Source organism: Ensifer meliloti, from assembly GCF_030064585.1.
GTDB lineage: Bacteria > Pseudomonadota > Alphaproteobacteria > Rhizobiales > Rhizobiaceae > Sinorhizobium > Sinorhizobium meliloti.
The window spans coordinates 1,311,611-1,337,574 of record NZ_CP120364.1 but is presented as its reverse complement, the minus strand read 5'-3'; the positions used below and the strand labels follow the sequence as shown (position 1 = coordinate 1,337,574).

Here is a 25,964-nt window from a genome sequence, read left to right as displayed (position 1 = left end):
AACCGTCACTCTTTCCTGATGCGGGGGGCGCTGGCGACAAGCTGTCGTGTATAGGCGTGCTCAGGGTCGGTAAAAAGGCGGGCGGCCGGTGCAGTCTCGACCACCTCGCCGAAATACATCACCGCCACCCGATCGGAGATCGCCTCGACCACCGCCAGATCGTGGCTGATGAAGAGATAGGAGAGGCCGAAGCGCTGCTTCAGATCGCGCAGCAGAAGCAGGACCTGCGCCTGAATGGACACGTCGAGCGCGCTGACCGGCTCGTCAAGCACGATGATCTCGGCCTCCGTCGCCAGCGCCCGGGCGATCGCGATCCGCTGCGCCTGCCCCCCGGAAAACTCGTGCGGGTAGCGCACGAGCGTGTCCTCCGGCATCTGCACCGCATGAAGCAGTTCCTGCATCCGGGCACGACGGCGCGGGGCGTCGTAGCCGCACAAAAGCTTCAGCGGCGTCTCCAGGATCTCCTGGATCGTCTTGCGCGGATTGAGCGAAGCGACCGGATCCTGGAAGACATACTGGATCGTCTTGCCGAAGGCCCTCGGACCGGATCGCCGCAGCGCCGCGGCATCCCTGCCTGCGATCAGCATGCTGCCGGATGTCGGCTCCTCGAGGCCGACGAGCATGCGCGCAAGCGTGCTCTTGCCGGACCCGCTTTCGCCGACAACGGCGAGCGTCTCGCCCCGCGCGACATCCAGGGACACCGCCTTCACGGCCCGTGTCTCATGCTTCGCCTTACCGAAAATGCCGCGGCCCCCGCCGAAGGTCTTGGAAAGGTCGCGAACCTGAATGGCAGCACCCGTCATTGCGCCGCCTCCGCCTTGCTGCCGGCGAAAAGCCCGGCTACACGATCCAGGAAGCGCTCGCCCGTTCCGAGCTCGGGTACGCAGGCGATCAGCCGCTTCGTATAGGCATGCTGCGGATCGGCGAGTACCTCCCTGGTTTTCCCGGTTTCGACGATCTCGCCATCCTTCATCACGGCCACGCGGTCGCAGAATTCCGACACGATGCCGAAGTCGTGCGTGATGAAGAGCAGCGCCATGCCCCGCTCGCGCTGAAGATCGCGCAGGAGCTCCAGGATGCGGGCCTGAACGGTCACGTCCAGCGCGGTCGTCGGCTCGTCCGCAATGATGATTTCCGGATCGTTGGCGAGTGCCATCGCGATGCCCACACGCTGGCGCTGACCGCCGGAAAGCTGGTGGGGGTAATGCACCGACCGCTCGCGGGCGTCCGGGATTCCCACCTTTTCCAGAAGAGCGACGGCTTTTTCCCGCCGTTCGGCCGCCCTGACCGGCTGATGCGCTGCGATCGCCTCCTCCACCTGCCGCCCGATCGGATACATTGGATGCAGCGTCGTGAGCGGGTCCTGGAACACATAGGCGACACGGCTGCCGCGGTTCGCGATCAGCCTGGTTTCAGGCATGGAAAGTACATCGTCGTTTCCGAGATAGACCGCACCGTTGCGGATCACACCCGGCGGCGAGGCGACGAGCCCCATGACGGACAGGGCGGTGACGCTCTTGCCCGAGCCGCTCTCGCCGATAAGCCCGAGGCATTCGCCCGGCTCCACATGCAGCGAGACGTCCCGAACCGCCGGCACGATCTCCTTTCCCCTCCGGAAGCCGGTTTCCAGCTTCTCGATCGTCAGGCAAGCACCTTCAGCCGTGTTTGCCGGCGCGGTGCGGTCGGGGGCGACTTCGGTGACCGGCCCCGGCCGCGCGAGAGCGCCCGAGCGAAGCCGCGGGTCCAGCACGTCGCGGATTCCGTCGCCGAGAACGTTCAGGCTGATGACGATCAGGAAGATCATCGCGCCCGGCACGACCGAGACATGCGGGGCCGTGAAGAGCTGCGCTCGCCCCTCGCCCAGCATGGAGCCGAGGTCGGCCTGGGGCGGCTGCGCGCCGAGGCCGAGGAAGCTGAGCCCGGCCGTCTCGAGGATGATCCAGCCTGCCGTCGTCGACATGGTGATGACGATGACCGGCATCACGTTCGGCAGAACTTCGGTGAGAATAACAGACAGATGTCCCTTACCGGAGAGCCGCGCCGCGTCGACGAATTCGCTATGGGCGTAGCCGAGCGTCACGCCGCGCACATTCCGGGCGAAGAACGGAATATTTACGAGGGCGATCGCATAGAGAGCATTCATCAGTCCGGGCCCGAGGGCGGCGACGATCGCGAGCGCCAGCAGGATGTAGGGAAAGGCCATCAGCATGTCGATGCCGCGCATCATGGCGTTATCGGTGCGCCCGCCGGCGTAACCGGCGATGATGCCGATCGCCGATCCGATGCCGGCCGCAATGAGGGTCGCGGCGAAACCGACCGCGATCGAGACCCGCGTGCCCCAAAGCAGGCGGCTCAGTATGTCCCGCCCGAGCTGATCCGTGCCGAGAAGATGTCCGGCGGTCAGCACCGGCTTCAACCGGTCGACGGGTGCCGTGGCATCCGGATCGGGCAGCGGCAGGATCGGGACCAGAACAATCAGCAACAGGATCAGTCCGAGCAGCACGAGCCCCCCCGTGGCGAGCCGGTTGTTGAGCAGCAGGTGCCAGGACGTGATCCGTCCCGATCCCCTCCGCGGAGCCGGCGATGCTGCGAGCGCGCTCATGTGCGAATCCTCGGATCGAGCATCGACTGCACGACGTCGGCGAGAAGGTTGAACAGCACGTAGCTCGCCGCCACGACGAGCACGCCGCCCTGTACCAGCAGGATATCGCGCGTAGAAATCGCCTTCACGAGCATCGCGCCGATGCCGGGCCACTGGAACACCGTCTCGACATAGACGGCGCCGCCGAGCACGAAGCCCGCCTGGATGCCTATCGCGGGAACGACGCTGACCAGCGCCGCGCGGAAGGCATGGGCGTAGATCACACGCCGCTCGGGCAGTCCCTTGGCGCGGGCCGTGCGCACATAGTCCTGCCTCAGGACCTCCAGCATCGCTCCGCGCGTCAGCCTCGCTATGACGCCGGCGGCAACGACGGCGAGCGTGGCGGCCGGCAGGATCAGATGGAGCAGAAGATCCTTGAGGTCACCGCCGCCGTAGACGGCGTACATGCCGGAGGCCGGCAGGATGCGCCAATGAACGGCGAAGAGGTAGATGAGCAGGAGCCCGAGCCAGAACGAAGGCGTGGAGATGCCGGCCAGCACGAAGAAGGTGATGACGCGGTCGGCCCAGCCGAACTGGCGCACGGCGGAGACCACACCTGCGAGAAGCCCGATCACCGAGCACAGGACCAGCGATACGCCGGCCAGCACCAGCGTAGCCTGAAACCGTTCCAGCACCTCGTCGAGCACGGGCCGGTTCAGCGCGAAGGACCGGCCGAAATCGCCCTGCAGCACGTTGCCGATCCAGATCGCGTATTGCTGCACCAGCGGCTTGTCGAGCCCGAGGTCACGATTGATGCGCTCGACGTTTTCCGGCGTCGCATAGGAGCCGAGAATGGCCGTCGCCGTGTCGCCAGGAATGAGAGCCATGACGAGAAAGACGATGATGGAAAGCCCGAACAGGACGGGCACCACGGCAACAAGCCGCTTCAGGACATAGGCCTGCATGGATAACCCTCCGGGGAGGTCCGTGTTGGTCGCCACCGGCAGAACGAACATGCCGGCGGCGATTTCCGGTGCGCGAGCTACTCTTTCGTCACGCCATGGAGATCGAGGAGGAAGGAGGGCTGCAGCTTGAAACCCTTGACGGCGGCGGTCGTCACCGCGTTCTGCTTCCAGTTGGCGACGAAAAGCCACGGCGCGTCGTCATGCACGATCGACTGGACCTCGCCATAGAGCTTGCCGCGTTCGGCCTGGTCGGTGGACCTGCGCGCCTTTTCCAGAAGCTCGTCCAGCTGCGGATTGGAATAGTAGCCGGAGTTGAAGCCTCCCTTGTCGGGCATGGCATCGGTGCGCAACGTCAGATAGGGGACGGTATCCGGATCGTTTGTCATCCAGGCCATCTCGGCCATGTCCGCCTTGCCCTCAAGGCCCGGATTTACGCGGCCAAGGAAGGTGTTCCACTCGTAGGTTTCGATCTTGACCTTGAAGCCGACAGCCTGGAGATCCGCCTGGATCGCTGCGCCCATGGTGATCGGATCGAGCATGCCCGAGCCGCCTTCGGTGACGTAGAACGTCACCTGCGGATTTTCGACGCCGGCTTCCGCGAGCAGTGCCTTGGCCTTTTCGGGATCATGGGCATAGGGCTCCACGGAGCTTTCCACCCAGTTGAAGGCGGGCGGTATCGGGCCGGCCGCGACCGTCGCCGTTCCCTGCAGCACGTCGTCGACCAGCGTTTGCTTGTTCACCGCATAATTGGCCGCCTGGCGCACGCGCTTATCCGCAAAAGGCCCCTCCTTGGTGTTCAGGATGGTGAACCAGACATGTGGCCCCGCCTGCTCGGCCACGGCGAAATTGGCATCCTGCTCAAAGGTAGCGAGATTGTCCGGCGGCACCTCCACCATCACGTCGATACCGCCGGCCATCATCTCGGCAACACGGGTGTTGGCGTCGGTGATGGGGCGGAAGACGACGGCCTGAAGCTTCGCGGCGCCATCCCAGTAGTCCGGATTGCGCTCGACGACGACGCGCTGGTTCGACAGCCACTCGACGAATTTGAACGGACCGGTTCCCGACGGGCTGCGGCCATATTCCTTGCCGTGTCTTTCCACGGCGGCCGGCGAAACGATCAGACCCGTGGGATAGGCGAGATTTGAAAGGAACGGCGCAAAGGCTTCGCTGAGCTTGAACGCGACCGTATGCTCATCCAGCACGTTGACCGCTTCGACGGAGGCGAAGTTGAAGGAAAGCGGGAATGGCCCGGTGTCGTAGAACGGATGGTCCTTCTTCAGCATGCGGTCGAAGTTGAACTTCACCGCCTCGGCATCGAAGTCGGAACCGTCGTGGAACTTCACCCCCTGCCTTAGCTTGAACGTATAAGTCTTGCCGTCATCCGAGATTTTCCAGCTTTCCGCAAGCGCCGGCTCGACCTCCAATGTACCGTCCTTGAACCGGACGAGGCCGTCATAGACGTTGACCAGGATGCGGAAGTCATTGGTTGCGGTCACCGTATGCGGGTCCAGAGACTGCGGCTCGGCAATCTGGCCGACGACAAGAACGTCGGGCGGAGTCTGCGCTGCGGCCGGCGCGGCGGCGGCCCCTGCAAAAGCAAGAGCGGCCAAGGCGATGGCGCTCCGAAACAGCCTCTTCATGGGGAGGATCCTTTCGATTTGGCTTCAGTTCGCGAGGAAGTATTTATAACGATAAATCTTCGCCTTGCAATAATTTATCATGATTGAATTTCAGACCCTCCATCGAGCGCGAGATAGAGAGGATGGCCCTCGACAAAGCCCCGCCCATGGTGACCCTCCCAATAGCGCAAGGCGATCGAAGTTGCCTCGCCCGAGGCGTTCGGCCCGTCAAAACGAGATGGATCAAAAGAGAGCACGGATTTTTGATGATGACGATGTCGGATCGGTTGCTGCTGGTGCGTCATCGTATCATCAGGTCGGGCTCTCGATCTGAAGGACAACGACCAGGAGGACGACGCGATGTCTAAGAACACCATTTGTCTGTGGTACGACGAGGACGCTGAGGAAGCCGCCCGCTTCTATGCGGACACCTTCCCAGACAGTAAGATCGGAACCGTCATCCGCGCGCCTGGCAAATACCCCGACGGAGAGGAGGGAGACGTGTTGGTCGTCGAGTTCACGGTGGCAGGTGTCGCGTGCATCGGATTGAACGGCGGCCCCACATTCAAGCACAGCGAAGCTTTCTCATTCCAGATCAGCACCGAGGATCAGGAAGAAACAGATCGCTATTGGAACGCCATCGTCGGCAATGGCGGTCAGGAAAGCGAATGCGGCTGGTGCAAGGATAAGTGGGGCGTATCGTGGCAGATCACACCTCGCACTCTAATGGACGCGCTTGCAGCAGGTGGCGAACAAGCAAAACGCGCATTCGACGCGATGATGTCGATGAGGAAAATCGACGTAGCTGCGATCGATGCGGCACGAAAAGGGGGGGCACACAATGACCACCGAGAAGATTAAAGGACCTGCTTCCTATTTTCCATCGATCGAGAAGAAATACCCCCGTCCGATCGGTTATTGGCAAGCGCTCGTGCGAAAGCACTATCCAGCAAAGCACATGGAACTCGTCGGTATGCTGAAGAGCGAACACGGGTTGGGCCACGGCCATGCAAATGCGCTCGTGGCGCACACTCTCGCGGAAGACAAGCAGGCAGCCGCCTAACGGAGTATGGTGCGAAGCATCTCGCTTGTTTCCGCCCGTTTGCGGTCGGGGCAAAGATCGTTGCAAAATGGGCGAGACTATTGTTCCACGATGAATTATGCCACAGAGGCAAAATAATCTGGCAATCGACAGGAGCTGTCGATTGCCGCGCTACCCGGTAGGGCTCGCAGCCACGTGACCCTTGAATCCCTCGTCGGTGGCGATCTTTGCCGCGCCTGCCTAAACGTCGAAAGCGACAAGGATCGGGCATGGTCCGGGCGCGCTGTCCGCTCATTTCGTCGACAGCCGCTGCAAACATCCTGCGCACGCTGCAATCGGCGAGGGAATAGTCCAGGCGCAGACACTCGGCCGGGATATATATATATATATCCAAGGGCATATGGCGCAAGCGGTATGATGACGATAGTCTCTGTGCCGTACTTGAAGCAGACATCAGGCATTCATCACGCGCTACCCGGCGCCTTGCTATTATTGATATTGGCCTCGGCCCTCTTTCATTGACGTGGGCAGAAACATGCAAGCGCGACGCGTTATCGAGATTGTCCAGTCCGCCGGCTATCTGCCTGCTGAACTGATCTTGACCGGCTATTGGGCAAGCCAGTCCGGCCTCGTGGTTTTCATTCTCAACGGTGTTACTCCTCAGGCCGTCGATTTGGTGCTGGACCCTATCGTGGTGACGCTGCCGATGACGATCCCCGGCGTGCTTTATGTTGACGTCGGGGACAAGACACGCGTTCGCGAGGCTGTGCTTTTCGCCGAGGAGATTTACGCCGCTACCAGATTGTTCCGTCGTCTGACAATTCGTTGCGGCATAGCTCCCAAGCTCATCGCGCCCGTCGACAGGGCAATTCGAAGCCTGGAAATCCGCACCCTATTTGAAAGAGACGCACGCACGCCAGACGTCGCAAAGCCACAGGTTGCGACGCCTGTCCCCACCGGAAACCACCTCGGCTGGCGTGCCACTGAGGCTGCCGGAAGGGCCTGGATTCAGTTGCAGACGTCCGACAGCACCATCTGACGCAAATCTGCGCAACTGTTTTATTGCTTCGATGATCCCCTTCCGCATCTCTATGCTTGTCACAAAGATGAGGGCAGCGCCGCGGCTGAGGCGCGGAAAGCGTTCTTTCAGCCCAAGAACTTGGTCTGGCTGGATCACCGTGACAACAAGCACAGGGACGAGGAAATCAAACAAGCCGCGGCGGGTATCCGGCTCTCAACAGGCCCTGGATCGGGGTGAGGAAAAGTGTGCGGTTTTCCGACCGCATCCCGCTCAACGGCTTGGTATCGATGTTCTTCTTTTAGATCGGCCCGACCTAAAAGCATCGTGATCTAGTCGAGCTCGAACCGATCTTTGTAGTCCTGCCGCAAGTTCGAGGACTGATCTTCTTTCCGCAAGAAACAATTGCCCACCACGAGGCATTCGATCTCGGTCCCCATGAAGCAGCGAAAAGCATCCTCCGGGGTGCATACGATCGGCTCGCCGCGAACGTTGAAGCTGGTGTTGACCAATACGGGACAGCCGGTTCGCTGCTTGAACGCACTTAAAAGCTCCCAATAGCGTGGATTGGTGTCGCGATGGACGGTCTGCACCCGGGCGGAATAATCCACATGCGTGACGGCTGGGATACCCGATCGCGGAACGTTCAGGCGGTCTATGCCGAACAATGCCGCCTCACCGGCACCGAGAGGCAGCCTGTGGCGATCGAGCACGTCGCCTACAAGCAGCATATAGGGGCTGTCTACGTCGACATCGAACCACTCCGCCACGTCCTCACGTCTGACGGAGGGGGCGAAGGGGCGGAAGCTCTCCCGATATTTGACCTTCAGGTTGAGCGTCTTTTGCATGGTTGGCGAGCGCGGATCGCCCAGTATCGACCGTCCACCCAGGGCCCGCGGTCCGAACTCCATGCGCCCCTGCATCCATCCGACCGCCTTCTCATCGACGATCGCGTCAACGGTACGCGCGATCAGATCGTCGTCGCTCAAGACCGTGTAGACCGCGCCACTGGCAGTCAGCCGCTTCTCGACCTCCCGTTGGTCGAAAGCCGGGCCAAGATAGGCCCCTGTCATGCGGTCTCGACCGTCTGGGGATCGCCCGTTACCGAGATAGCCGTGCCAAGCCGCCAACGCCGAGCCGACCGCCCCGCCCGCATCACCAGCCGCCGGCTGGATCCAGATGTCGTCGAAAATCCGCTTCTTGAGGAGCTTGCCGTTTGCAACGCAATTCAGCGCAACGCCACCGGCGAGGCAAAGGTGACGCTCGCCGGTTTCCTGACGGGCAAAACGGGCGAGCTTCAGAACGACTTCTTCGGTGACCGCCTGCACCGAAGCGGCGAGATCCATCTCGCGCTGGGTCAGGGGCGATTCCGGTCTTCGAGGTTCGGCGCCAAACAGTTCATGAAAGGCAGGAGACGTCATGGTGAGACCGGCGCAGTAGTCGAAATAGCGCTGGTCGAGGCGGAACGAACCGTCCTCCTTCAAGTCGATCAGGTGATCCAGTATTTTCTGTACGAATAACGGGCGTCCATAGGGTGCCAGGCCCATCACTTTATATTCGCCGGAGTTGACCTTGAAACCCGTATAGTAAGTAAATGCGGAATAAAGCAGACCCAGCGAATGTGGGAAGCGAATTTCCTTAAGTATGTCGAGGTCCTTGCCGCGGCCATGCCCCAGCGACGTGGTGCACCATTCTCCGACTCCGTCCATCGTCAACACCGCGGCGCTCGCAAAAGGCGACGGAAAGAAGGCACTGGCCGCGTGCGCCAGATGATGCTCCGTGAACAGGAGCGAGCCGGGCCATTCCTTCACTCCGGCAAGCTTGCCTAGATACCTGCGCAACAGCTTCTTTTGAAAAAGCTTTTCCTTGATCCAAAGCGGCATCGCCATCCTGAAGGAGCGGAAGCCGCGCGGACTTGTGGCGAGGTAGGTCTCCAGCAACCGTTCGAACTTCAGGATCGGCTTGTCGTAGAAGACGACATGGTCGACCTCCGTCATTTCGCACTCGGCGGCAGACAGGCAATAGACCACTGCATTGGCAGGAAAGTCGGCATCGTGCTTCTTGCGGGTGAACCGCTCCTCCTGCGCCGCGGCAACGATGCGTCCGTCCTCAATCATCGCTGCCGCGCTGTCGTGGTAAAACGCCGAGATACCTAGAATACGCATGGGATCGGCCGGCTCAGAACAAGGTGTAGATGAACGGTGCCACCGCGGTACCCTGCGTCAGCACGACCAACGCGCCAAAGACGCCGAGGACGATGAAGATCGGCAGCAGCCAGAACTTCTTGCGGATACCCATATAGATCCAAAGTTCACGTACCAGTTCCATCCCGTTTTCCTCCACTCGTGAACCCGAACGATCAGAACTGATTGCGCATCGTCGCCGGGTCCGGTTCGTTTTGTTCCCGCGTCGTCCAATATGTGTCGGCAGACTTGTCCAAGGAGGCCGCGAGCGGATCGTAGCCGCGCCATCTCAGGAACAATCCGATAGGCACGAAGGCCGTGCCGTAAATCAGCAGCATCACAACAGGATTGACGACCTTGAACATAAGTAGACCGAGCCGCATCCAAAGCCGGTTCGGTACGGAAAGCGAGTTGGGGAGAGCAAGCGCCAGCAGGACGAGGACCGTGCCGATAGCGGCAAGTCCTACGGAAATGGACGATAGTGACCCGGTGACCAGCCACCTCACGAGCACGATAGTGAGGAGGATGCCGCCGACGGTATAGCCGAAGCTCCGGTTCGACGGCCCCTCCACGGTGTGCTCGGAAAAGGACTCGTGAGACTTGCTCATTGGGCACTTCCTGCGCGGCCAGTGCTAATCGCTCTTTGAAATACCATCGGCGCGCGGCTTTCGTTCGCGCCATCCTTGAAATCAATAAGATAAGAGATGTGTATAGAACAAGCGGCGGTCGACCCGGTCAATATACCATTGGATATAGACGGCCATCGGTACCAGTGTGAGGTAAGGGCGGGGCAGAAGCTCGCCCGGATCGCGCTCGAACTTGAAGTATTCAGCATTTCCATGAGACACGAGCAGAAAAATGGCGTATATTCCGCCGCGCAAGTTTTTCCGTATTAATTTTATCTGAAAAAGCATTTCTGTAAAACAATCATGAGAGATTGAAACTCATATCAGCCTGACCATCAGGAGTGGGTCACCTGAGCCAGGGGGACTCACAAAAGCTTTTTCGTTGAACGTTTCGCGAGAGGATAGGCCATCGTGACAAAGCGGCATCTTGGGGTTTTGGTATGCGCTATTCCCGGCCTGTACCTGTTGTTAAGTCCCATCTACGCCTTGCTGCACTACGAACTATTCGCAGCTGAAATTCCGCATTTCCTCCGTTACGTGCTGATCCCGGGCGTGCTAGCAGTAGCCTTCATCGTCGTAGGCCTGTTTGCAAAGCCGCAGTTTTCCCTGCTTGTCGGTATCTGTGGTGCGAGCCTGTTGGCGGGTCTGTTTCTATTTGAGGCGATGCACACCGTCTCGGTCGTGTCCGTTCGGCTGGGAATGTTCGGCCAACTCAGCGAAGCCCAGGCTGAGACGCTCACGCGCAACGAAAAGGTGGTTCCCGGTTTCACGCTTCGTGGCCTGAATCGGCTTGCAGGCACTGACGAACTTTCCGAGGCGCTTCTGTCGGGTTTCCCGTCGACACAAGTGGTGCTCTGCACCTCGAACAAGGGCGTCGTCAGCTATACCGCGGACAGGTTCGGTTTCAATAATCCCGACCATGTATACGACAAGCGGCTCGACGTGATGCTTCTCGGAGATTCGTTCGTCGAAGGCTTCTGCCTGCCTCCGGGCGAGGACCTTGCGTCTAGGCTGCGCGGGCGCGGCCTTAGCACGGCAAGCATCGGCATAAGGGGAAATGGTCCGCTGATGGAACTGGCGACGCTCGGCCGCTTTGGTGAGACTCTGCGGCCCCGTCGCGTCGTAATGGTCTTCTTCGAAGGCAATGATTGGGAGAATCTGGAGCGCGAACTTACAGTTCCGTGGCTTCGCGCCGCGCTTTCGCCCAACGCGAACTACGGTTTGCAGGCAACCGCGAAGGAAACGATGGATCAGGCCCGAGAGATTTTGGCGGAGCGTAAGAATGCGCCGGTCACAAGTGTCGACCTCCTGACGAGAACAGCCTTGTTCCGCAATTTTGTCGCGCTGCAACAGACCCTCACGAGACTGGGACTCGTCTACCCGAAAATTACGCAGAGCAACCCCGAGTTCAGGCGTATATTGCACCGCGCAAAAGCACTTACCGAAAGCTGGGGCGGCTCCTTTACACTGGTCTACGTTCCCAGAATTGACCGTTTCATCGGGCCTTTCTCCTCGGATGGGCCTTTCGACCCGCTGCGGATGGAGGTTCTCGGTGCTGCGGCGGCAGAGGGCATCGAGGTCATCGATCTCCAAGAGGCCATACGCACTCGCCCCGAACCTATTCTCATGTACGCCCCTGACGCCCATTTCAGTCGTGACGGCGCCGAATTCGCAGCGAACGAGATCCTGTCACGCTTGCCGGCAGTGCCCGAGAGTGCGGGACAAATCGTCGGAAGCAACTGATCTTCCGGGGACGCGTTGACGGAATGCTGTCAACGGGTATCGAGACGCAGTCGCTGGGAAATATTGGCAAGCTCCACGCGGGTGGTGATGTTGAGCTTGCTGTAGACGCTGTGAAGGTGGAGCTTGACCGTGCCGGGAGCGATTCCAAGCCTTACGGCTATTTCCCGGCTGCGCAAACCTGCGGCGGCCAGGCAGGATATCTCGAGCTCGCGGGGCGTCAACTTCTGCATGACCGAGCGGCGCTCGGTGTCGCTCTCCCGAATCCGGTCGATAGCGGCACCTAAACTCCGATCCGTGAAATAGGTGCGGCCCGCAAGCACCGCCCGGATGCACTCGATGAGGGCGGTCGGCGCCTGTTCCTTGAGGACAATGCCACTCACCCCGTTTTCTATCGCCTCGGCAAGTTCTTCATCACTGATATCGGCCGTCAGAATGACGCACGCCAGTCTCGGTTGGTCGCTGCGAAGACGGCGAATAAGATCCGATCCGCCCATTTCAGGCATCCGTAGATCAACGACCGCGAGGTCGATGGGCTTGCTCGCGAGCGCTTCGATTGCATCTGCAGCTGTCCTGCACGTTGCAACCACCTTCCAGCCGGACTCGGCGCCGAGCAAACGGCGCAAACCATCGAGGACTATCCGGTGATCGTCGACGACGAGGATACGCGCACTCACGGGTGAGCCGGAATTTTGATCGTTATCCGTGTCCACTGATCCACCTTGTCTATCGAAAGATTCCCACCCGACATTGACACGCGTTCGCGCAGACTTCGCGGACCGCACTTGCTGGTCTCCAGTTCCGCATGCTCCAGCCGCCGGTCGAACCCGAAACCGATACCGTCGTCATCCAAGGTCAAGGTCACCATTCCGTCATCGCGTCTGATCCGAGCCTCGAGGGTTCGCGCATTGCCATGACGTGCGGCATTGGCGGTCGCTTCTGCTATCATATGCATCAGTTCGTCGATCATCGCCACCGGCAAGCGAAGATCTTCAGGATATAGCACAAAGCGAAACTCTATCGACCATTGCTGCCGCAGACGCTGGGCCAAGGCCCCCAGGCGAAGCGCCAATCGAGAGTCGCTGGCGTGGCGGCCGGACCCGGGTTCGAGCCTGCGGATGAGAGCACGTAGATCAGTCTGCTCTTCAGAAAGCATAGCCTGAATCGCCATCAAACGCTCGTCGAGCTCATGATATTCTCTCGACGAGCGCAATGTCTGAAGTTGCAGCGCGGTGCCTGCGAGTGCTTGCAGGACACCATCGTGGATATCTCTTCCAATCTTGACGCGCTCTTCAAGGGCGGCTGCATCGCTAAGGCGGCGCAGCAATATCGTTTGCTCGAAGAGTGTTTTCAATCGGTCGGCGACAATCTCGGCCAAGGCCACATCGTCGATTGTCAGGGCTGGCGGATCGAGGAGGAAAAGACGCGCCTCGACATCGCTCGCCTGGAACTGCACCGAAATTGCGGAGGCGATAGAGAATTCCGCAACGAGAGCCGGGGACACCGGCAGGCCGTCGCCACGCCACCGGTCGAAACGCCCCCCGCCGCGATGAACGAGAGCTCGGGAGCGCTTCGCGTCGATGACCAGAAGACTTGCATGCTCCAACGCCTCCGGTGTCCAGGGCAGATAGGTGGCCGGCGATAAGTGCCTGACCGAGCATATGCCGCTCTCCCAGATCGCCAGATTGGTCCAGGGCTCGTCACCATCGCTCCAGATTAGCAGTGCACGAGGAACACGCGCCACCTGCACCGCATATTCCAACGCCGCCTCCGCCGGCCATTCGCGCCGGTCGGACGCGGAGGGTGTCCCCTCGACCAGACGTAACAACTCCGAGCGCACCGCCTCCTGATGGGTGCCCAGCCACGTGAGAAGAATGGTTGCCGTGACCAGGAAAAGAATGAACGACAGCGCGACGGCCGCGTCGGCGTCCGAACTGAACGGCCAGACCGTATTAGAGAACGCAAGATATATCAGGATCGCGACGCCAACGGATCCGGTCCATAGGGCACCGCGCCAAAGCCAGTGCAGGGTCGCTGCCAGTTGGACAAATGGTATCAGCATGAAGACCGGACCGGATACGCGGTCCGCAAGGAACGCCAGGATCACCAAGCTGGAGACGTCGATCAGATGCCTGATGAAGGTCCCGCGGACCCGATGGATCTGGGCTTTCCAGACAAAATGGGCCGCCGCGATTGCATAGAGCAGATAGATGACGAGGAACCAGAAGACGAGGTCCGAGCGCCCGGGCCGAATGGTAGCATCGACCCAGGTGATCCAGAGACTCCCAATCGCCAGAAGAATGCGAGCGACGGCGATAACACTGTCCGAGCGGGCGCGAAATGTATTCATCCATGTTTGCCGGCTGGTCGCAATAGCGGGCGCGCCTTCGAAGAGCGCGGCCGCCCAACCCGTCTCGGCGGCCATCCTGCCCTTGAGCGTGGTGTACCACTTGCGGAGATTGAAACCCCGCCGCAAGAAGGCCCGCGGCACCCTCATCATGCGCTCCTTCGATGACGATCAACCGTCTTCTGTATTGCGCGACGGATCTCCTCGAGGAGAGGAAATCCGCAGCGGAAGCCATGCAACCGACAAATCCCGTGAAACTTACGGGGGATTATGTCGAATCGCAGCCTAAAGAACCAGCTTCGTTTCCGGGTCCCACAGCGCCATTCAACCCTTCAGGTGGCAGCGGCTCGTCGCATGCGCAGCGAGTCAGAAAAGCGAGACGCCTCAGGATACGTCAGGCTCGTCCGCTTTCAGTTCCTGCTCGGCCTGTCGTACCTTCTGCCGGGTGAAGCCGCGAAGGCCGGAGACCTCCTCGGCATCGCGCTCGATCTGGACCTCACTTGCCGAGTAATACACCGCGAGCTTCGCAACGGACATCAGTGCATGGAGGTGGATACGCTCGTAGCCGTGCGACGCGTCGACGCCGAAAGTGAGAAGCGCCGTGCGGACGTCGTGCCCCGCCTCGACCGCGGACGCGGCATCGGAACGGTAGTAGCGGAAGATGTCCTTCTGGACGCGGATGCCATGCTCGCAACAAAGCTCGTAAAGCTTTTTTGAAAGGTGATAGTCGAAAGGTCCCGTCTGGTCCGCCATCGCGAGCGTCACGCCGAACTCGTCCGAATTCTGGCCCGGCGCGGTCGTGCCGTTGTCTATCGCCACCAGCGAGGCGATTTCCGGGACGATTGCCGCTGACGCGCCAACGCCCACTTCCTCGCCGATGGTGAAGAGCCAATAGGTATCGACCGGCGTTTCCACCTTCTCGCGCTGCATGGCCTCGAGCGCCGCAAGCATGATGGCGACCCCCGCCTTGTCGTCGAGATGCCGCGAAACGATAAACCCGTTCTCGAGGAATTCGGGCTGCGGATCGATGGCGACGATGTCGCCCACGTCTATTCCGAGCTGCACCAGGTCGTTCCGGTCGCGTGCGAGCGCATCCACGCGCAGCTCGATATGGCGCCAGCCTGTCGGTTGCGTGTCGACCTCCTCGTTGAAAGTGTGACCCGAGGCTTTCAGCGGGAGAATTGAACCGCGATAGGTGCCCTTGCCGGAAAAGATCGAGGCGCGAGCCCCCTCCGCGAACCGTGCCGACCAGTGCCCGATCGATACCAGTTCGAGGCGGCCGTTTTCCTTCAGCGCCTTCACCTGCGCGCCGAGGGTATCCAGGTGCGAGACGATCCCGCGGGCCGGCCGCTCGGCAGCGCCCGGCCGAAGAGCGCGGATCGCACCCCGGCGGGTCAGCTTGACTTCCAGGCCGAGACGCTCGAGCTCACGCGCCGTGTAGCGCACCGCCTCATCGGTGAAACCGGTCGGGCTCGCAATGTCGAGCAGAGCTTTCAGCCGGCTGGTGAGATATTCCGGGTCGATATTGATCGGTGTCTGCATGAATGCGTTGTCGCAATCATGGATGCCCGCGTCAACAATGTTGCCGAAGCGACGCGCTCCCGCAGATCGTCACGTGCGTAGCGAAAGTCGCGGACGGGAACATCGCACCGCCAGCTACGTTGTAAGGTACTCAGCTACTCGGCAAGTTCAGGCGAGGCGTCACTCGGGAGGTTGCGTGGGCAGATCCGCGAACGAAAAACGAAATGGCGTCCCGCTCATTCATGGCGCCAGCAATCTGCCGTCGGTGACGGTCGACGATTATAATCTGGAGCTGCGTGACGGCGACGGCTTCCTTGGTGACCGGGCCAACAAATTCGCCTTTCAGGAGAAGCTCGACGCCTGGCGCAAACGCGTGCGCAAAGGTGGCGACGATCCGCTGGGGCAGGCCTTGACCCAGGATCTGTCCAAAAAGCAAGTCGATGCCCTTCTACGCGGCGACGACAAGGAGGCGGCCGCCCTGATCATGGGTGCGGTCGACGAATTCGCCGGTGAGCTCGCCAGCGTTCTCGAACGATTTCTGCAACAAAAGAGCTGGAAGAATACGGAGCGCGTCGTAATCGGCGGAGGCTTCAGAGGAAGCGCAGCCGGTGAATTGGCCATTGCCCGCGCAATGGTGCTGCTGAAGGCTGAAGGGATCAAGACAGAGCTCTCCCCCATCGTTCACCATCCGGACGATGCCGGGCTCATCGGCGCCGCGCATCTCATGCCCGCCTGGATGCTGAAGGGCCACAAGGCGATCCTCGCCATCGACATCGGTGGCACCAATATTCGCGTGGGCATAGTCGAGCTGCGCTTGAAGGATGAAACCGATTTCTCCAAAGCCAAGGTCTGGAAATCGGACATCTGGCGACATGCGGATGACAAGCCCAACAGGAGCGCGACCATCGAGGGGCTCATCGGCATGATCGAGAAGCTTATAGCCAAGGCGGATAAGGCGGATCTCGCACCGGCGCCGGTCATCGGCATTGCCTGCCCCGGCGTGATCAACGAAGATGGCTCGATCCTTCGCGGAGGCCAGAATCTGCCGGGCGGCAACTGGGAAAGCGAACATTTCAACCTGCCCGCCGTCCTTAAGGAGGCCATTCCGCAAATCGGCGATCACGAGACCTTCGTGATCATGCACAACGACGCCGTCGTCCAGGGACTGTCGCAGATACCATTTGTCCAGAATGCATCAAGCTGGGGAATCCTGACGATCGGAACGGGCCTCGGTAACGCGCACTTCAGCAACAAGGTCGAAAATTGACGGCTGCTGGGCCGGTCGGCAGCAACTCCCGATCAAGCGCGACAGGCTGAATGGTTAAGGGCCTGATGCGCAATCCCGGCGAATTGTCGGCTTTTCCTCGACCGTGAATTAAATCCTTTCGGCTAACCTTCCTTCACAACCAAAAAACGGGGAGTTGCAATTGTGAAGGTAAAGACGAAAGCATTGTCCGGACTGTTCGAAGCCCGCAAAACCGTCGCCCGCAGCACTCTTGCGGTGATGCTCGCCGCCGCTGCCTGGGGCTGCTCCTCGACGATCAGCGAGGAAACGACCGCTTCGATCACGCGGGAAGTCGGCTACCCCTCGCCTGAAAGGAAGCCCACGCTGGGCAAGCAAGCGGTCACGCAAAAAACGCCAAAACTCGTGCGCTCGGCCTATCTCGGGCGGGCTCCCTATATCTGCACGCCCAGCGGCTTCGGAAGCACCTCGCGCTGCTTCCTTCGTTAGAAGCGGTGCGGGGAAAGGTATGTATCGTTTTCCGTTCGGAATGCGCAGTTTCAAAAAATGAGGTTGTTTCACTGTTTCAGTGAAACCTACCTAAGGGCGGGGTTGCGGGCCGTTCGATGCCGGGCTCATCTGCGGAGCCAATTTGCACTGCTGACACCGGCCGACCGCGCAACCCCTTCCCGGCCGGGGGTTACTCGACCCGGCCGAGTCTCGCCTCGATGCGGCTCAGGCTTGCGCCCACGTAATTGCCGCGTCGAAGCTTGGCGAACTCGTCATCTGGCCTCACCTGTGCGTTCTTGAAGACGTACCAGGCGCCATCCGGCTCCCGCCTCTGATAGATCACGCCACCCCGCTTGGCGTGGCTGAAGCAGGTCGTCGCTGGCGACGAGCCATCCCTGGCATGCCATTCGGCACGGAAGCATAGTTTCCCAGGACCGGTGATGAACCAGCGGCCTACCCCATAGGACGGTTTTCCGTTCTCCTTGGACCAGGCGATGAACCGGCGCGCCTGCACCGAGAAATAGCCTGCGCCCTCTTTCCATATCCAGGATTTCTGGCCGTAGAGTTGGTACAGTTCTGCGTGCGTCAGGGGAGTGGTCTTCCTCTCGGCACGCGCAGCGGCGGCTTCGGCGAACGAAGCACCGGCTATGATGGCGGCCAGTGCGATGGCCAAAGGTATTCCTCGATATATCGATTTCATCACATGCCTCCATCGGGCACTTGCCCGCTAATGTTATCGCGGACGACCCGCCAATCGGGCCGGCCGTAGCCCTGCGGCCAGTCATAAATCTCGCGATCGTTGAAGTAGACCACGGCTGTCAGTTGCGGGAATTCCGCGTGGCGCTCGGCGACCGTTGCCGCCCAGCTTGCTACGTATGAACCACCGCCCTCGTAGCCGAGCTCGGCGACCATGATCGGCTTGCCGTAGTTCATCACCCGGCCGTATCCGGGCGCTAGCCGCTCCGCAAATGTCTGATCGCGGCCGGTCGTGCCCTGGTCGTAAGGCTGGTAACCGAATACCGAGAGCCCGACGATATCGACGACGTCGTCACCTGGATAGAAGGCCTCCAGCCCCTCGTTGCCTTTGGGAGACCACATGAACTTCGCGTTCTTCAGGTGGCTGCGGCAGACGTTCACCACGCGGCGATAGGCTGCCTTGAAGTCCTCGCCCCGCCAATGCGACCAGGAAAACTGGTTATCGGTTTCGTCCATTTCCTGACCCCAGCGGATGATGACGGGACTCTTGAGGGCAGCGGCGGCCGAACAGACCCGGGCCATGTTCTCATCGCGTTCGCCGCTCAGGATTGAACGCAGGAGTTCCCCTTCGGTCACGCGCCACTCGGGCGACCATGACCAGGGTTCGATGGTGATCATGAGCGAGCGGCCGCGCGCTTGGGCATAGTCGTCTGCAAGCGTGAGCGTCGACAGATCGACGTCTTCCCACGGCAGGAAGAGATGCTCGATCTTTGAGCTGCCCGGCGTGCCGAAGTCGCCGTGAGGATCGTAAGCACCGAAATCGACCGAGTTCTCCGTCAGTACGGGCCGCTTGTCCGATGGTGTCGCCATCGTCGGCGAATTCGGTTCGGGGATACCCCGCGGCATATTGGCTGCGAGCACGGTACCCGACAGCAACAGGCCGAGAGATGCGAAGGTAATGGCCTTTGATTTCCTGTTCATTGAACACCTCCAACCGCGTTCATCCCGGCTTGCCGGCGAACGCTATTCTTTGTTTCTTTCACTTGGCCCTCGAGACGCTCCTTGACGGCTGCGAGTTTGGCGGCGACCAGATCCTCCCTGACCAGCCGGTTGAACTCGTCGCCTGCCTGCGCTTTGGCATGTTTGAAGACGTACCAGTCGCCGGACGGCTCCCTCTTCTGGTAGATGGTTCCGTCGAGCGTGCGGTGGCTGAAGCAGGTCTTGTCGGGAGCGGCAGCACTCTGGCTGTGCCACACGGCCATCAGACAGAGTTGGCCGCGGTCATTCACGCTCCAGCGGCCTTCGGCCCAGCTCTCCCCCGTTGCCGATTGCGCCCAGGCCCGGAACGCACGGTCTTCACTCTCCATCCGTCCGGCGCCGCTCTCCCATGTCCAGGTCTTGCCCTGGAAGATCATGTAGAGCTCCACGCCCGTCATGGTGCGGGCGTTTTCGGGAACGGCAACTTCCGCGGACGCCGGTGAATTCCAGAGGAAAAGGACGGTCGGCAAGATGCCAAGGACGAAGTGCCGGCCGAGCAGCGTGTGTCGGGTGCCGCGGACCTCTCTCCCGAAGAATGGAACTTTCACTCTCATGTTCCTATCCCCTCTCTGAATTGCCGTCCCGCTGTTCCGCCGGGGCGGAAATCCAGCGTGGACGGAAGACGATCTTTCGCAATGCCGTACCGCCCTGCCCGGCTCCGGCCACCGCATAGCGCTCTTCGAAGAGGCGCAGGTGCCCACTGCCCCATGCGAGTGCCTCGAGCCCATCTTTCCCGTGTTCGGCCGTCGCGATGCCGGGCAGTGCGACGATCGCCAGGAGCCCGGCCCCTATTGCGGGACGATAAAAACGGGAGGCGGTGCCAACGGCGTTCTCCCTCGAATGCCGCAGGACGATGACCAGCAGAAGCAGGCAGTAAACTGCCGCATTGAGGATTGCGAAGAGGTAGAACCCCTTGGCGTTCGCGGCATCGTCGACGAAAAGGACAGGCAGGACGGCCGCAACCGCCAGGAAAAAGTAGGGCGCGAGCACGCGCAGGGGCAGCGGGTCGACCTCGGATGATCCCTTTGGCGTGACACGGAAATCCACGAAGGACCCGGTGATCCAGTCGCGCAGGGCGGCCAGCGTACCGGCAAGTGCCCACGGCCAGCGTGCAAAGAGGAAGAGCATGCACTCCCAGCTCAGGATCTTTGCGTCGTAAGGTCGAAAGGCGCCGGTTGCCCGCCAGCGATAGGCTAGCAGGACGAGGATGATCGAAAGCGGCGCGAAATAGGCCAGAAACTCCGGATAGGTCACAGCGACAAAGGTCTCTCCGCGTGCAAGGGCGATGATCGGCATTGCAAACATCAGCGCCATGAAGCACGCGAAGAGCGGATACCATAGCTGCGAGAAGAGGAACTGGAACTTCAGTCGCAGCGGCAGCCGGCCAACGAGACGCGGCGAATATTGCAGCAGGAGCATGACGAGACTACGCGACCACTGGAACTCCTGGGTCACCAAGTCGGCAAAGGTGCGCGGACCGTCGCCATGGGCGATCGCGTCGAGTGCGTGAATGCCGCGCCAGCCTGCCGCATTCATCATCAATGTCGTCGAATGGTCTTCGGCAAGCTCCGGGCCGAGACCGCCGATCTCCTTGAGTGCGGACGTGCGCACCGCATAGTGAGAGCCGATGCAAAGCGGCGCAAGCCCGCCATTATAGCCGGCCTGAAGAGCGCCGTGCATGCTCGCCTCCGCATCGAGGCGCCCGCGCGCCGACCAACTCGCGGAAGCGTTGCGGTCGCAGATGCTGGGTGCGGAAACGTAACCCACTTCCTGGTCGGCAAAGGGGCGTAGCATTTCGAAGAGGTAACCGGGTGCGGGGACATGGTCGGCGTCGAGCTGAGCCACGAAGTCGTACCGGTCGTAACCGTAGTGATCATAGAAGAAGGCGAGATTGCCCTCCTTGCAGCGGGTGCGCCGGGGCCAACTGGTCCGGTGATAGTCTGCCCGGCCTTTGCGGGTGGAGACGAGGACGCCATGGCTGCGGCACCAGTCAAGCGTCGCCTCAGACGGATCCTCGTCGGCAAGCCAGGTGTCGTGCGGCACGTCCTGCGCAAGCATCGCCTCCAATGTCTCAGCCACGACCGAAAATGGTTCCGACGGAGCCTTGGTGACGACCATGGCGATGCGACTGCCGGCCGGGAGCCGCAACGGTCCATTTGGTTTCAACGCGCCATAAAAGACGGCGATGAAATAGGCCGGCAGCAGCGTGATCCAGGCAAGGACCGCGGTCACGATGGTACTGCCCAAGGCGTCCACGTGATGGCGCGGCTCCAGCCACCAGGCCCAGAAATGGACGAGCGCCGCTACCCAGAGCCCTGCGCCGAGCAAAAATTCCATCCGGCGTCCGCGCGTGAGCACAGGCACGAGCTGCGGCTCGCCGTCCTTGGAAATGCGCGTCGGCTCATTGGTGGAAGGACCGGTCATGACCGCACCTCCAGCCCGAAGAACGGGGCCGCCGTTCGTACGATCGTCTCGAGATCGGAATATCGCGGCAGGAAGCCGAGTGTCCGGCAAGCAAGCCCGGCATCCGCATAGAGAGCCGGCGGATCTCCGGCACGACGGCGGCGAAACACGACCGGGACGTCATGCCCGGTAATTTCGCCGATCGTTCGCAGGACTTCCTTTATTGAGAAGCCGCGCCCGGTACCGAGGTTGAGCGCGACGTTCCCGCCGCCCTTGGCGAGATGCCGGTATGCCAGCACATGAGCGCTCGCAAGATCGGCAACGTGGATATAGTCGCGTACGCAGGTTCCGTCCGGGGTATCGTAGTCCTCGCCGAAAATCTCCAGATGCGGAATCCTGCCTGCCGCGGCCATCAGAGCCCGCGGAATGAGGTGCGTTTCCGGGTCGTGCCATTCGCCGAGGTCACCCTCAGGATCAGCGCCACATGCGTTGAAATAGCGCAGCGAAACATAATTCAGCGCAAAGGCGGCCGCATAGTCGGCGAGCATGTGCTCGGCCACCAGTTTCGTCTTACCATAGGGGTTGATCGGTGCCTGCGGCGTCGCTTCGTCGATGGGCAGTACCGCCGGTACGCCATAGGTGGCGCAGCTCGATGAGAAGATCACCTTGTCGACACCCGTCTGGCGACATGCATCGAGGAGCGACAGCGTGCCGCGGACGTTGTTGTTGTAGTATTTCGCGGGATCGGCGACGGATTCGCCAACATAGGCGGAGGCGGCGAAGTGGATCACGGCATCCGGCTGGTGGGCCTCGATGACTTCGATCAGGTGCCTCCCGTCCAGGATATCTCCCTGAACGAATGGTCCCCAGCGCACGGCGGAACGGTTCCCGGTCGTCAGATTGTCGTAGACGACGGGCTCGATACCCTCCAGGCGCAATAGCTTTGCGGTGTGACTGCCGATATAGCCGGCGCCACCGGTGACGAGGATACGTGACGCAACCATCAGACCAGCTCCGCACTTTCCCGCATCGACCGGGAGAGAAGGTCATCGAAATAACGGATCGTGTGCGCAAGGCCTTCCGTCAGATTGACCTTCGGACGCCAACCGAGCTCTTCCGTCGCGAGCGAGATGTCGGGACGGCGCTGGCGGGGATCGTCGACAGGCAGGGGCCGCCGGACGATCTTCGAGCGCGAGCCGGTCAACCGGATCACCTCTTCGGCGAGTTCGCCGATCGTGAACTCTGCCGGATTGCCGAGATTGACCGGCCCGGTAAGCGACGGCGGCGATGCCATCAGGCGCACGAAGCCATCGATCAGGTCGTCGACGAAACAGAAGGAACGGGTCTGGGAGCCGTCACCGTAAATCGTGATGTCCTCACCCTTCAAGGCCTGGACGATGAAGTTGGAAACGACACGGCCGTCATCCGGTCGCATCCGCGGGCCGTAGGTGTTGAAGATCCGGACGATCTTGATTTCGACCTCATGGAACTTGTGGAAGTCAAAGAACAGGGTCTCTGCGCAACGCTTGCCCTCGTCGTAGCAGGAGCGCGGACCGAAGGGATTGACGTTGCCCCAATAGCTTTCCACCTGCGGGTGGACATGCGGGTCGCCGTAGATTTCCGATGTGGACGCCTGGAAGATGCGTGCGCCACGACGAGCAGCCAGATCGAGGAGGTTGAGCGAGCCGATCACGCAGGTTTTCGTCGTCTGGATCGGGTCTGCCTGGTAATGCGGCGGCGATGCCGGGCAGGCGAGGTTATAGATCTCGTCGACCTCGAGGTCGATGGGCTCCACGACGTCGTGGGCGATGACGCGGAAGGTATCGAAGCGCTTGAGGGGCGCGATATTGCACATCAGGCCCGTCGAGAAGTTATCGAGGCAAATGACCTCGTGCCCGGCGCCGAGAAGCAGCTCGCAAAGATGCGAGCCCAGAAAGCCGGCACCGCCGGTAACAAGTATTCTCTTTTGGAGGCTTCGGCGCCGCAGTGAGTCAGTATCATCATTCGTTCCGAAGAGAGTTCCCCTGAAGTCATTTCTGAAATAGTTCACGGAATAGTCCTCACACTATCTGCCAACTTCTAAAATTTATTCACAGCAGGCACAATAAATTGGTGATCGAAACTTTAACGTTCGAAACTACCTTAATTACTTTTCGGCAATGCTTTGAACAACTGTGGGTATTTAATACAATCAGCGGATGGGGATTGTCATTATCACCCAATCCCGATTGTTATCCCGCCGTGCATTTCTACATATAACGGGGTATAAACTGGAAACTGGCAGGTGTACCTCAGCGATTCGATTCCACCTGGAGGCGAGTTGCGTCAGGGTGGGACAGATTCGCCGCCCGGGTAATCGCTCGTTCGGGCTCACCCAAACGGGCAATCCATTTCGCTGGAGAGTTGCATGACGAAGGACTCCGGATCAGGAGATGACCCCGTCGAAGTTCCTGCTTGGCCCGCCCATATGGAGCGGCGCCGTTGGCCGCGCGATCCGACAGCCCGAAAGGACCGTTTACCCGAAAGGTCGCCGGCGCTCGTACCTTCGCGATTCTCGACGCGTGATTTGCCGCCGCAGGAGCAATTTAGATCCTGGCGGGCGCATATGGCGCCCCTCGTGGACGTGCGCCTGCCCGATGGGGTGTCCGAACAGGACGGCTTTGCGGCCGAGCTGACCGGTTGGCATCTCGGCGATTTGCTGGTCGTTCAACAGGTGACGCCGGCACATAGCTACGAGCGTTCCCAGACGATGTTGCGCTCGAGCCCGATCGATCATTGGAACGTCGGTCTCTTTCGCAGCGGCCGGTCATGGACAGAAGCCGACCGCCGCGTCACCGAGACGGGGCCGGGCGAGTTCTTCTTCCGGTCGCTCGGCTATCCATATCGCGGGCGCATGACGGATGCCGCATCTGTCCTTCTCTTCATGCCCTATGAACTGCTCGCGGACGATGCGGGCAAGCTCGAAGGCGCTAACAATTCGGTCCTGTCCGGCAGCCTCGCCGACCTGCTCGCCAATTATATCAGCGGCATGGAAGAAAACCTCGGCAACATCACCGTGGAAGAGGTGCCGCGCATTGTTCGCACGATACGCGACATGGTCGTCGCCTGCGTGGCGGCGGTGAGGCCGGATGCGGGAGGCTCCCAGGCGAAAATGGGAGTGATGGAGCGGGCGCACCGATATATCCATCTCAACCTTAACTCGGGCGACCTGACGCCCGAAGCCATATGCCGGGAGCTCGGAATTTCCAGAACCCGCCTCTATCAGCTTTTCGAGCCGAGCGGCGGCGTGCTGAACTATATTCGAAGACGCCGGCTCCTGCAGGCCTACGCGGAACTCAGCGATCCGACGAACAACCGGCCCATTGCGGAGATCGCTGAAGCGGCCGGTTTCGACCTCGCCGCCAATTTCACCCGTGCCTTCAGCCACGAATTCGGAGCGAGCCCGCGCGAAATCCGCAAGGCCGCGGCCGCCGAACGCCTCGCCACGCCCGTTGCCCCGCCGGAGCGGGACCGCGGGGCGACGATCGGCGACTGGCTCAAGTCGGTTCAAGGATGAGAGATGAGCGGCGTAAACGTGGCACATGTTCGTCGTCATGGATTATCGGCACCGCCATCATCGCCGTGTTTTCCGGGATTAAGCGTTGGCGCCGCCGTCTATGGTCAGCGAAGCACCGGTGACGAACTTGCCTTGCGGCCCCGCCAGCCAGGCGACGAGTCCGGCAATGTCTTGCGGCTCACCGTAGCTGCCGATGGCGATACGTTCCCGTTGCGCTTCGGCATGATCGCCATCGGCCGGGTTCATATCGGTGTTGGTCGAGCCTGGATGAACGATGTTGACGGTGATCCCGCGCGGCCCGAGGTCGCGGGCCAGGCCTTTCGTCAGACCGGCCAGAGCAGCCTTGCTGGCAGAATAGAGGCTGATCCCCGGCCAGGGAACCAGTTCGGCCAGGTTGCTGCCGATCGTGATTATCCTGCCGCCGTCACCGAGATGCCTTGACGCCGAACGAATGGCCACGAAGGGCGCACGGAAGTTGACGGCCATCACTTCGTCGAAATCGGCGATAGTCGTCTCCTCCAGCGGAGCCGAGTGCCAGATGCCAGCGCTGTTGACCAATATGTCCAGCCCGCCCAAGGCTTCGACAGTCTCGCGAATGGCCTGCTCGATGGCTTCGGCGTCGCGATTGTCGGCACGGATTGCAACGGCGCGACCGCCTGCCTGCTCGATCTCGGACACGACTGCCTGCGCACGGTCGGCCGCATTCACATAAGTCAGCGCCACCGCCGCGCCTTCCAGAGCAAGCCTCTTGGCGATAGCCGCGCCGATACCCCTGCTGCCGCCGGTAACGAAAGCGGTCTTTCCGGCCAAACTCATCGATGTCATCGGGAAACTCCATTCTGTAATGATCGATACACAAAGGTTGCCCGAGCTTGCCAATACCTGTCAAGCGAT

Annotated in this window: 25 protein-coding genes; 7 read left to right on the top strand and 18 right to left on the bottom strand. The window is 60.9% G+C overall.

The window, feature by feature from the left end:
• Nucleotides 1-5: 5 nt before the first annotated feature.
• The 5 genes from PZL22_RS06175 to PZL22_RS06155 all read right to left on the bottom strand — a co-directional run bounded on the left by PZL22_RS06175 (nt 6) and on the right by PZL22_RS06155 (nt 5,473).
• Nucleotides 6-803, bottom strand: coding sequence for an ATP-binding cassette domain-containing protein (locus PZL22_RS06175; protein ID WP_003526468.1), 798 nt, complete (start codon nt 801-803; stop codon nt 6-8).
• Nucleotides 800-2,602, bottom strand: coding sequence for a dipeptide/oligopeptide/nickel ABC transporter permease/ATP-binding protein (locus tag PZL22_RS06170; protein WP_003526467.1), 1,803 nt, complete (start codon nt 2,600-2,602; stop codon nt 800-802). The genes PZL22_RS06175 and PZL22_RS06170 overlap by 4 nt, the downstream gene beginning before the upstream one ends.
• Entirely contained in the window at nt 2,599-3,546 is a 948-nt protein-coding gene (locus PZL22_RS06165) for an ABC transporter permease (protein WP_003526466.1), read from the bottom strand. The genes PZL22_RS06170 and PZL22_RS06165 overlap by 4 nt, the downstream gene beginning before the upstream one ends.
• Before the next feature lie 77 nt (nt 3,547-3,623).
• Entirely contained in the window at nt 3,624-5,189 is a 1,566-nt protein-coding gene (locus tag PZL22_RS06160) for an ABC transporter substrate-binding protein (protein ID WP_003526465.1), read from the bottom strand.
• Nucleotides 5,190-5,266: 77 nt separating this feature from the next.
• Nucleotides 5,267-5,473, bottom strand: a complete 207-nt coding sequence (locus tag PZL22_RS06155) for a hypothetical protein (protein ID WP_127515825.1) — start codon at nt 5,471-5,473, stop codon at nt 5,267-5,269.
• Between the two features lie 55 nt (nt 5,474-5,528).
• On the opposite strand from PZL22_RS06155, the gene PZL22_RS06150 reads away from it, so the two are divergent.
• From PZL22_RS06150 to PZL22_RS06140, 3 genes are all read left to right on the top strand, one after another.
• Complete coding sequence (locus tag PZL22_RS06150) at nt 5,529-6,029, top strand: VOC family protein (protein ID WP_284718270.1); 501 nt, start codon at nt 5,529-5,531, stop codon at nt 6,027-6,029.
• Complete coding sequence (locus tag PZL22_RS06145; RefSeq protein WP_284718269.1) at nt 6,010-6,231, top strand: DUF4287 domain-containing protein; 222 nt, start codon at nt 6,010-6,012, stop codon at nt 6,229-6,231. The genes PZL22_RS06150 and PZL22_RS06145 overlap by 20 nt, the downstream gene beginning before the upstream one ends.
• Nucleotides 6,232-6,745: 514 nt before the next feature.
• Nucleotides 6,746-7,249, top strand: coding sequence for a hypothetical protein (locus PZL22_RS06140; RefSeq protein WP_003526462.1), 504 nt, complete (start codon nt 6,746-6,748; stop codon nt 7,247-7,249).
• Nucleotides 7,250-7,560: 311 nt separating this feature from the next.
• Here the strand turns inward: PZL22_RS06140 and PZL22_RS06135 are convergent, their stop codons facing one another.
• From PZL22_RS06135 to PZL22_RS06125, 3 genes are read right to left on the bottom strand one after another with little or no spacing between them, the layout of a single operon-like run.
• Nucleotides 7,561-9,393: a carbamoyltransferase family protein gene (locus PZL22_RS06135; RefSeq protein ID WP_033048321.1), complete on the bottom strand. Its 1,833-nt coding sequence runs from the start codon at nt 9,391-9,393 to the stop codon at nt 7,561-7,563.
• 13 nt (nt 9,394-9,406) lie between these two features.
• Nucleotides 9,407-9,556: a DUF5989 family protein gene (locus tag PZL22_RS06130; protein ID WP_003526460.1), complete on the bottom strand. Its 150-nt coding sequence runs from the start codon at nt 9,554-9,556 to the stop codon at nt 9,407-9,409.
• Nucleotides 9,557-9,587: 31 nt separating this feature from the next.
• A complete protein-coding gene (locus tag PZL22_RS06125) occupies nt 9,588-10,019 on the bottom strand; it encodes a hypothetical protein (protein WP_003526459.1) in 432 nt (143 codons plus the stop codon).
• A gap of 429 nt (nt 10,020-10,448) precedes the next feature.
• Here PZL22_RS06125 and PZL22_RS06120 point away from each other — a divergent pair, with 429 nt between their 5' ends.
• Nucleotides 10,449-11,780, top strand: coding sequence for an SGNH/GDSL hydrolase family protein (locus tag PZL22_RS06120; protein ID WP_033048320.1), 1,332 nt, complete (start codon nt 10,449-10,451; stop codon nt 11,778-11,780).
• A gap of 29 nt (nt 11,781-11,809) precedes the next feature.
• Here the strand turns inward: PZL22_RS06120 and PZL22_RS06115 are convergent, their stop codons facing one another.
• The 3 genes from PZL22_RS06115 to PZL22_RS06105 all read right to left on the bottom strand — a co-directional run bounded on the left by PZL22_RS06115 (nt 11,810) and on the right by PZL22_RS06105 (nt 15,666).
• Entirely contained in the window at nt 11,810-12,454 is a 645-nt protein-coding gene (locus PZL22_RS06115; protein WP_003526454.1) for a response regulator transcription factor, read from the bottom strand.
• The gene (locus PZL22_RS06110) at nt 12,451-14,277 is read right to left on the bottom strand and encodes a sensor histidine kinase (RefSeq protein ID WP_003526453.1); all 1,827 of its coding nucleotides are present in this window, start codon (nt 14,275-14,277) and stop codon (nt 12,451-12,453) included. Before PZL22_RS06110 ends, PZL22_RS06115 begins: the two co-directional genes overlap by 4 nt.
• A gap of 231 nt (nt 14,278-14,508) precedes the next feature.
• Nucleotides 14,509-15,666: an osmoprotectant NAGGN system M42 family peptidase gene (locus tag PZL22_RS06105; protein WP_003526452.1), complete on the bottom strand. Its 1,158-nt coding sequence runs from the start codon at nt 15,664-15,666 to the stop codon at nt 14,509-14,511.
• 175 nt (nt 15,667-15,841) lie between these two features.
• Between PZL22_RS06105 and PZL22_RS06100 the strand changes: the two genes are divergently transcribed.
• On the top strand, nt 15,842-16,912 hold the full coding sequence (locus PZL22_RS06100; RefSeq protein WP_003526451.1) for an ROK family protein: 1,071 nt from the start codon (nt 15,842-15,844) through the stop codon (nt 16,910-16,912).
• Nucleotides 16,913-17,074: 162 nt separating this feature from the next.
• Nucleotides 17,075-17,377, top strand: coding sequence for a hypothetical protein (locus PZL22_RS06095; protein WP_033048317.1), 303 nt, complete (start codon nt 17,075-17,077; stop codon nt 17,375-17,377).
• Between the two features lie 190 nt (nt 17,378-17,567).
• On the opposite strand, the gene PZL22_RS06090 is transcribed toward PZL22_RS06095, so the two are convergent.
• From PZL22_RS06090 to PZL22_RS06065, 6 genes are read right to left on the bottom strand one after another with little or no spacing between them, the layout of a single operon-like run.
• On the bottom strand, nt 17,568-18,077 hold the full coding sequence (locus tag PZL22_RS06090) for a DUF995 domain-containing protein (protein WP_033048314.1): 510 nt from the start codon (nt 18,075-18,077) through the stop codon (nt 17,568-17,570).
• Entirely contained in the window at nt 18,077-19,054 is a 978-nt protein-coding gene (locus tag PZL22_RS06085; RefSeq protein ID WP_003526447.1) for a glycoside hydrolase family 26 protein, read from the bottom strand. Before PZL22_RS06085 ends, PZL22_RS06090 begins: the two co-directional genes overlap by 1 nt.
• Nucleotides 19,051-19,665, bottom strand: coding sequence for a DUF995 domain-containing protein (locus PZL22_RS06080; RefSeq protein WP_003526446.1), 615 nt, complete (start codon nt 19,663-19,665; stop codon nt 19,051-19,053). The genes PZL22_RS06085 and PZL22_RS06080 overlap by 4 nt, the downstream gene beginning before the upstream one ends.
• A 4-nt stretch (nt 19,666-19,669) precedes the next feature.
• Nucleotides 19,670-21,535 carry a glycosyltransferase family 2 protein gene (locus PZL22_RS06075; protein WP_003526445.1) on the bottom strand — a complete coding sequence of 622 codons (1,866 nt, stop codon included), beginning with the start codon at nt 21,533-21,535 and terminating at the stop codon, nt 19,670-19,672.
• Entirely contained in the window at nt 21,532-22,518 is a 987-nt protein-coding gene (galE, locus tag PZL22_RS06070; protein WP_003526444.1) for a UDP-glucose 4-epimerase GalE, read from the bottom strand. Before galE ends, PZL22_RS06075 begins: the two co-directional genes overlap by 4 nt.
• A complete protein-coding gene (locus tag PZL22_RS06065) occupies nt 22,518-23,564 on the bottom strand; it encodes a UDP-glucuronic acid decarboxylase family protein (protein ID WP_284718268.1) in 1,047 nt (348 codons plus the stop codon). The genes galE and PZL22_RS06065 overlap by 1 nt, the downstream gene beginning before the upstream one ends.
• A gap of 357 nt (nt 23,565-23,921) precedes the next feature.
• Here PZL22_RS06065 and PZL22_RS06060 point away from each other — a divergent pair, with 357 nt between their 5' ends.
• Entirely contained in the window at nt 23,922-25,070 is a 1,149-nt protein-coding gene (locus PZL22_RS06060) for an AraC family transcriptional regulator (RefSeq protein WP_033048312.1), read from the top strand.
• Nucleotides 25,071-25,148: 78 nt separating this feature from the next.
• Here PZL22_RS06060 and PZL22_RS06055 read toward each other — a convergent pair whose 3' ends face one another.
• Complete coding sequence (locus tag PZL22_RS06055; protein WP_003526440.1) at nt 25,149-25,895, bottom strand: 3-oxoacyl-ACP reductase family protein; 747 nt, start codon at nt 25,893-25,895, stop codon at nt 25,149-25,151.
• Nucleotides 25,896-25,964 lie beyond the last annotated feature (69 nt).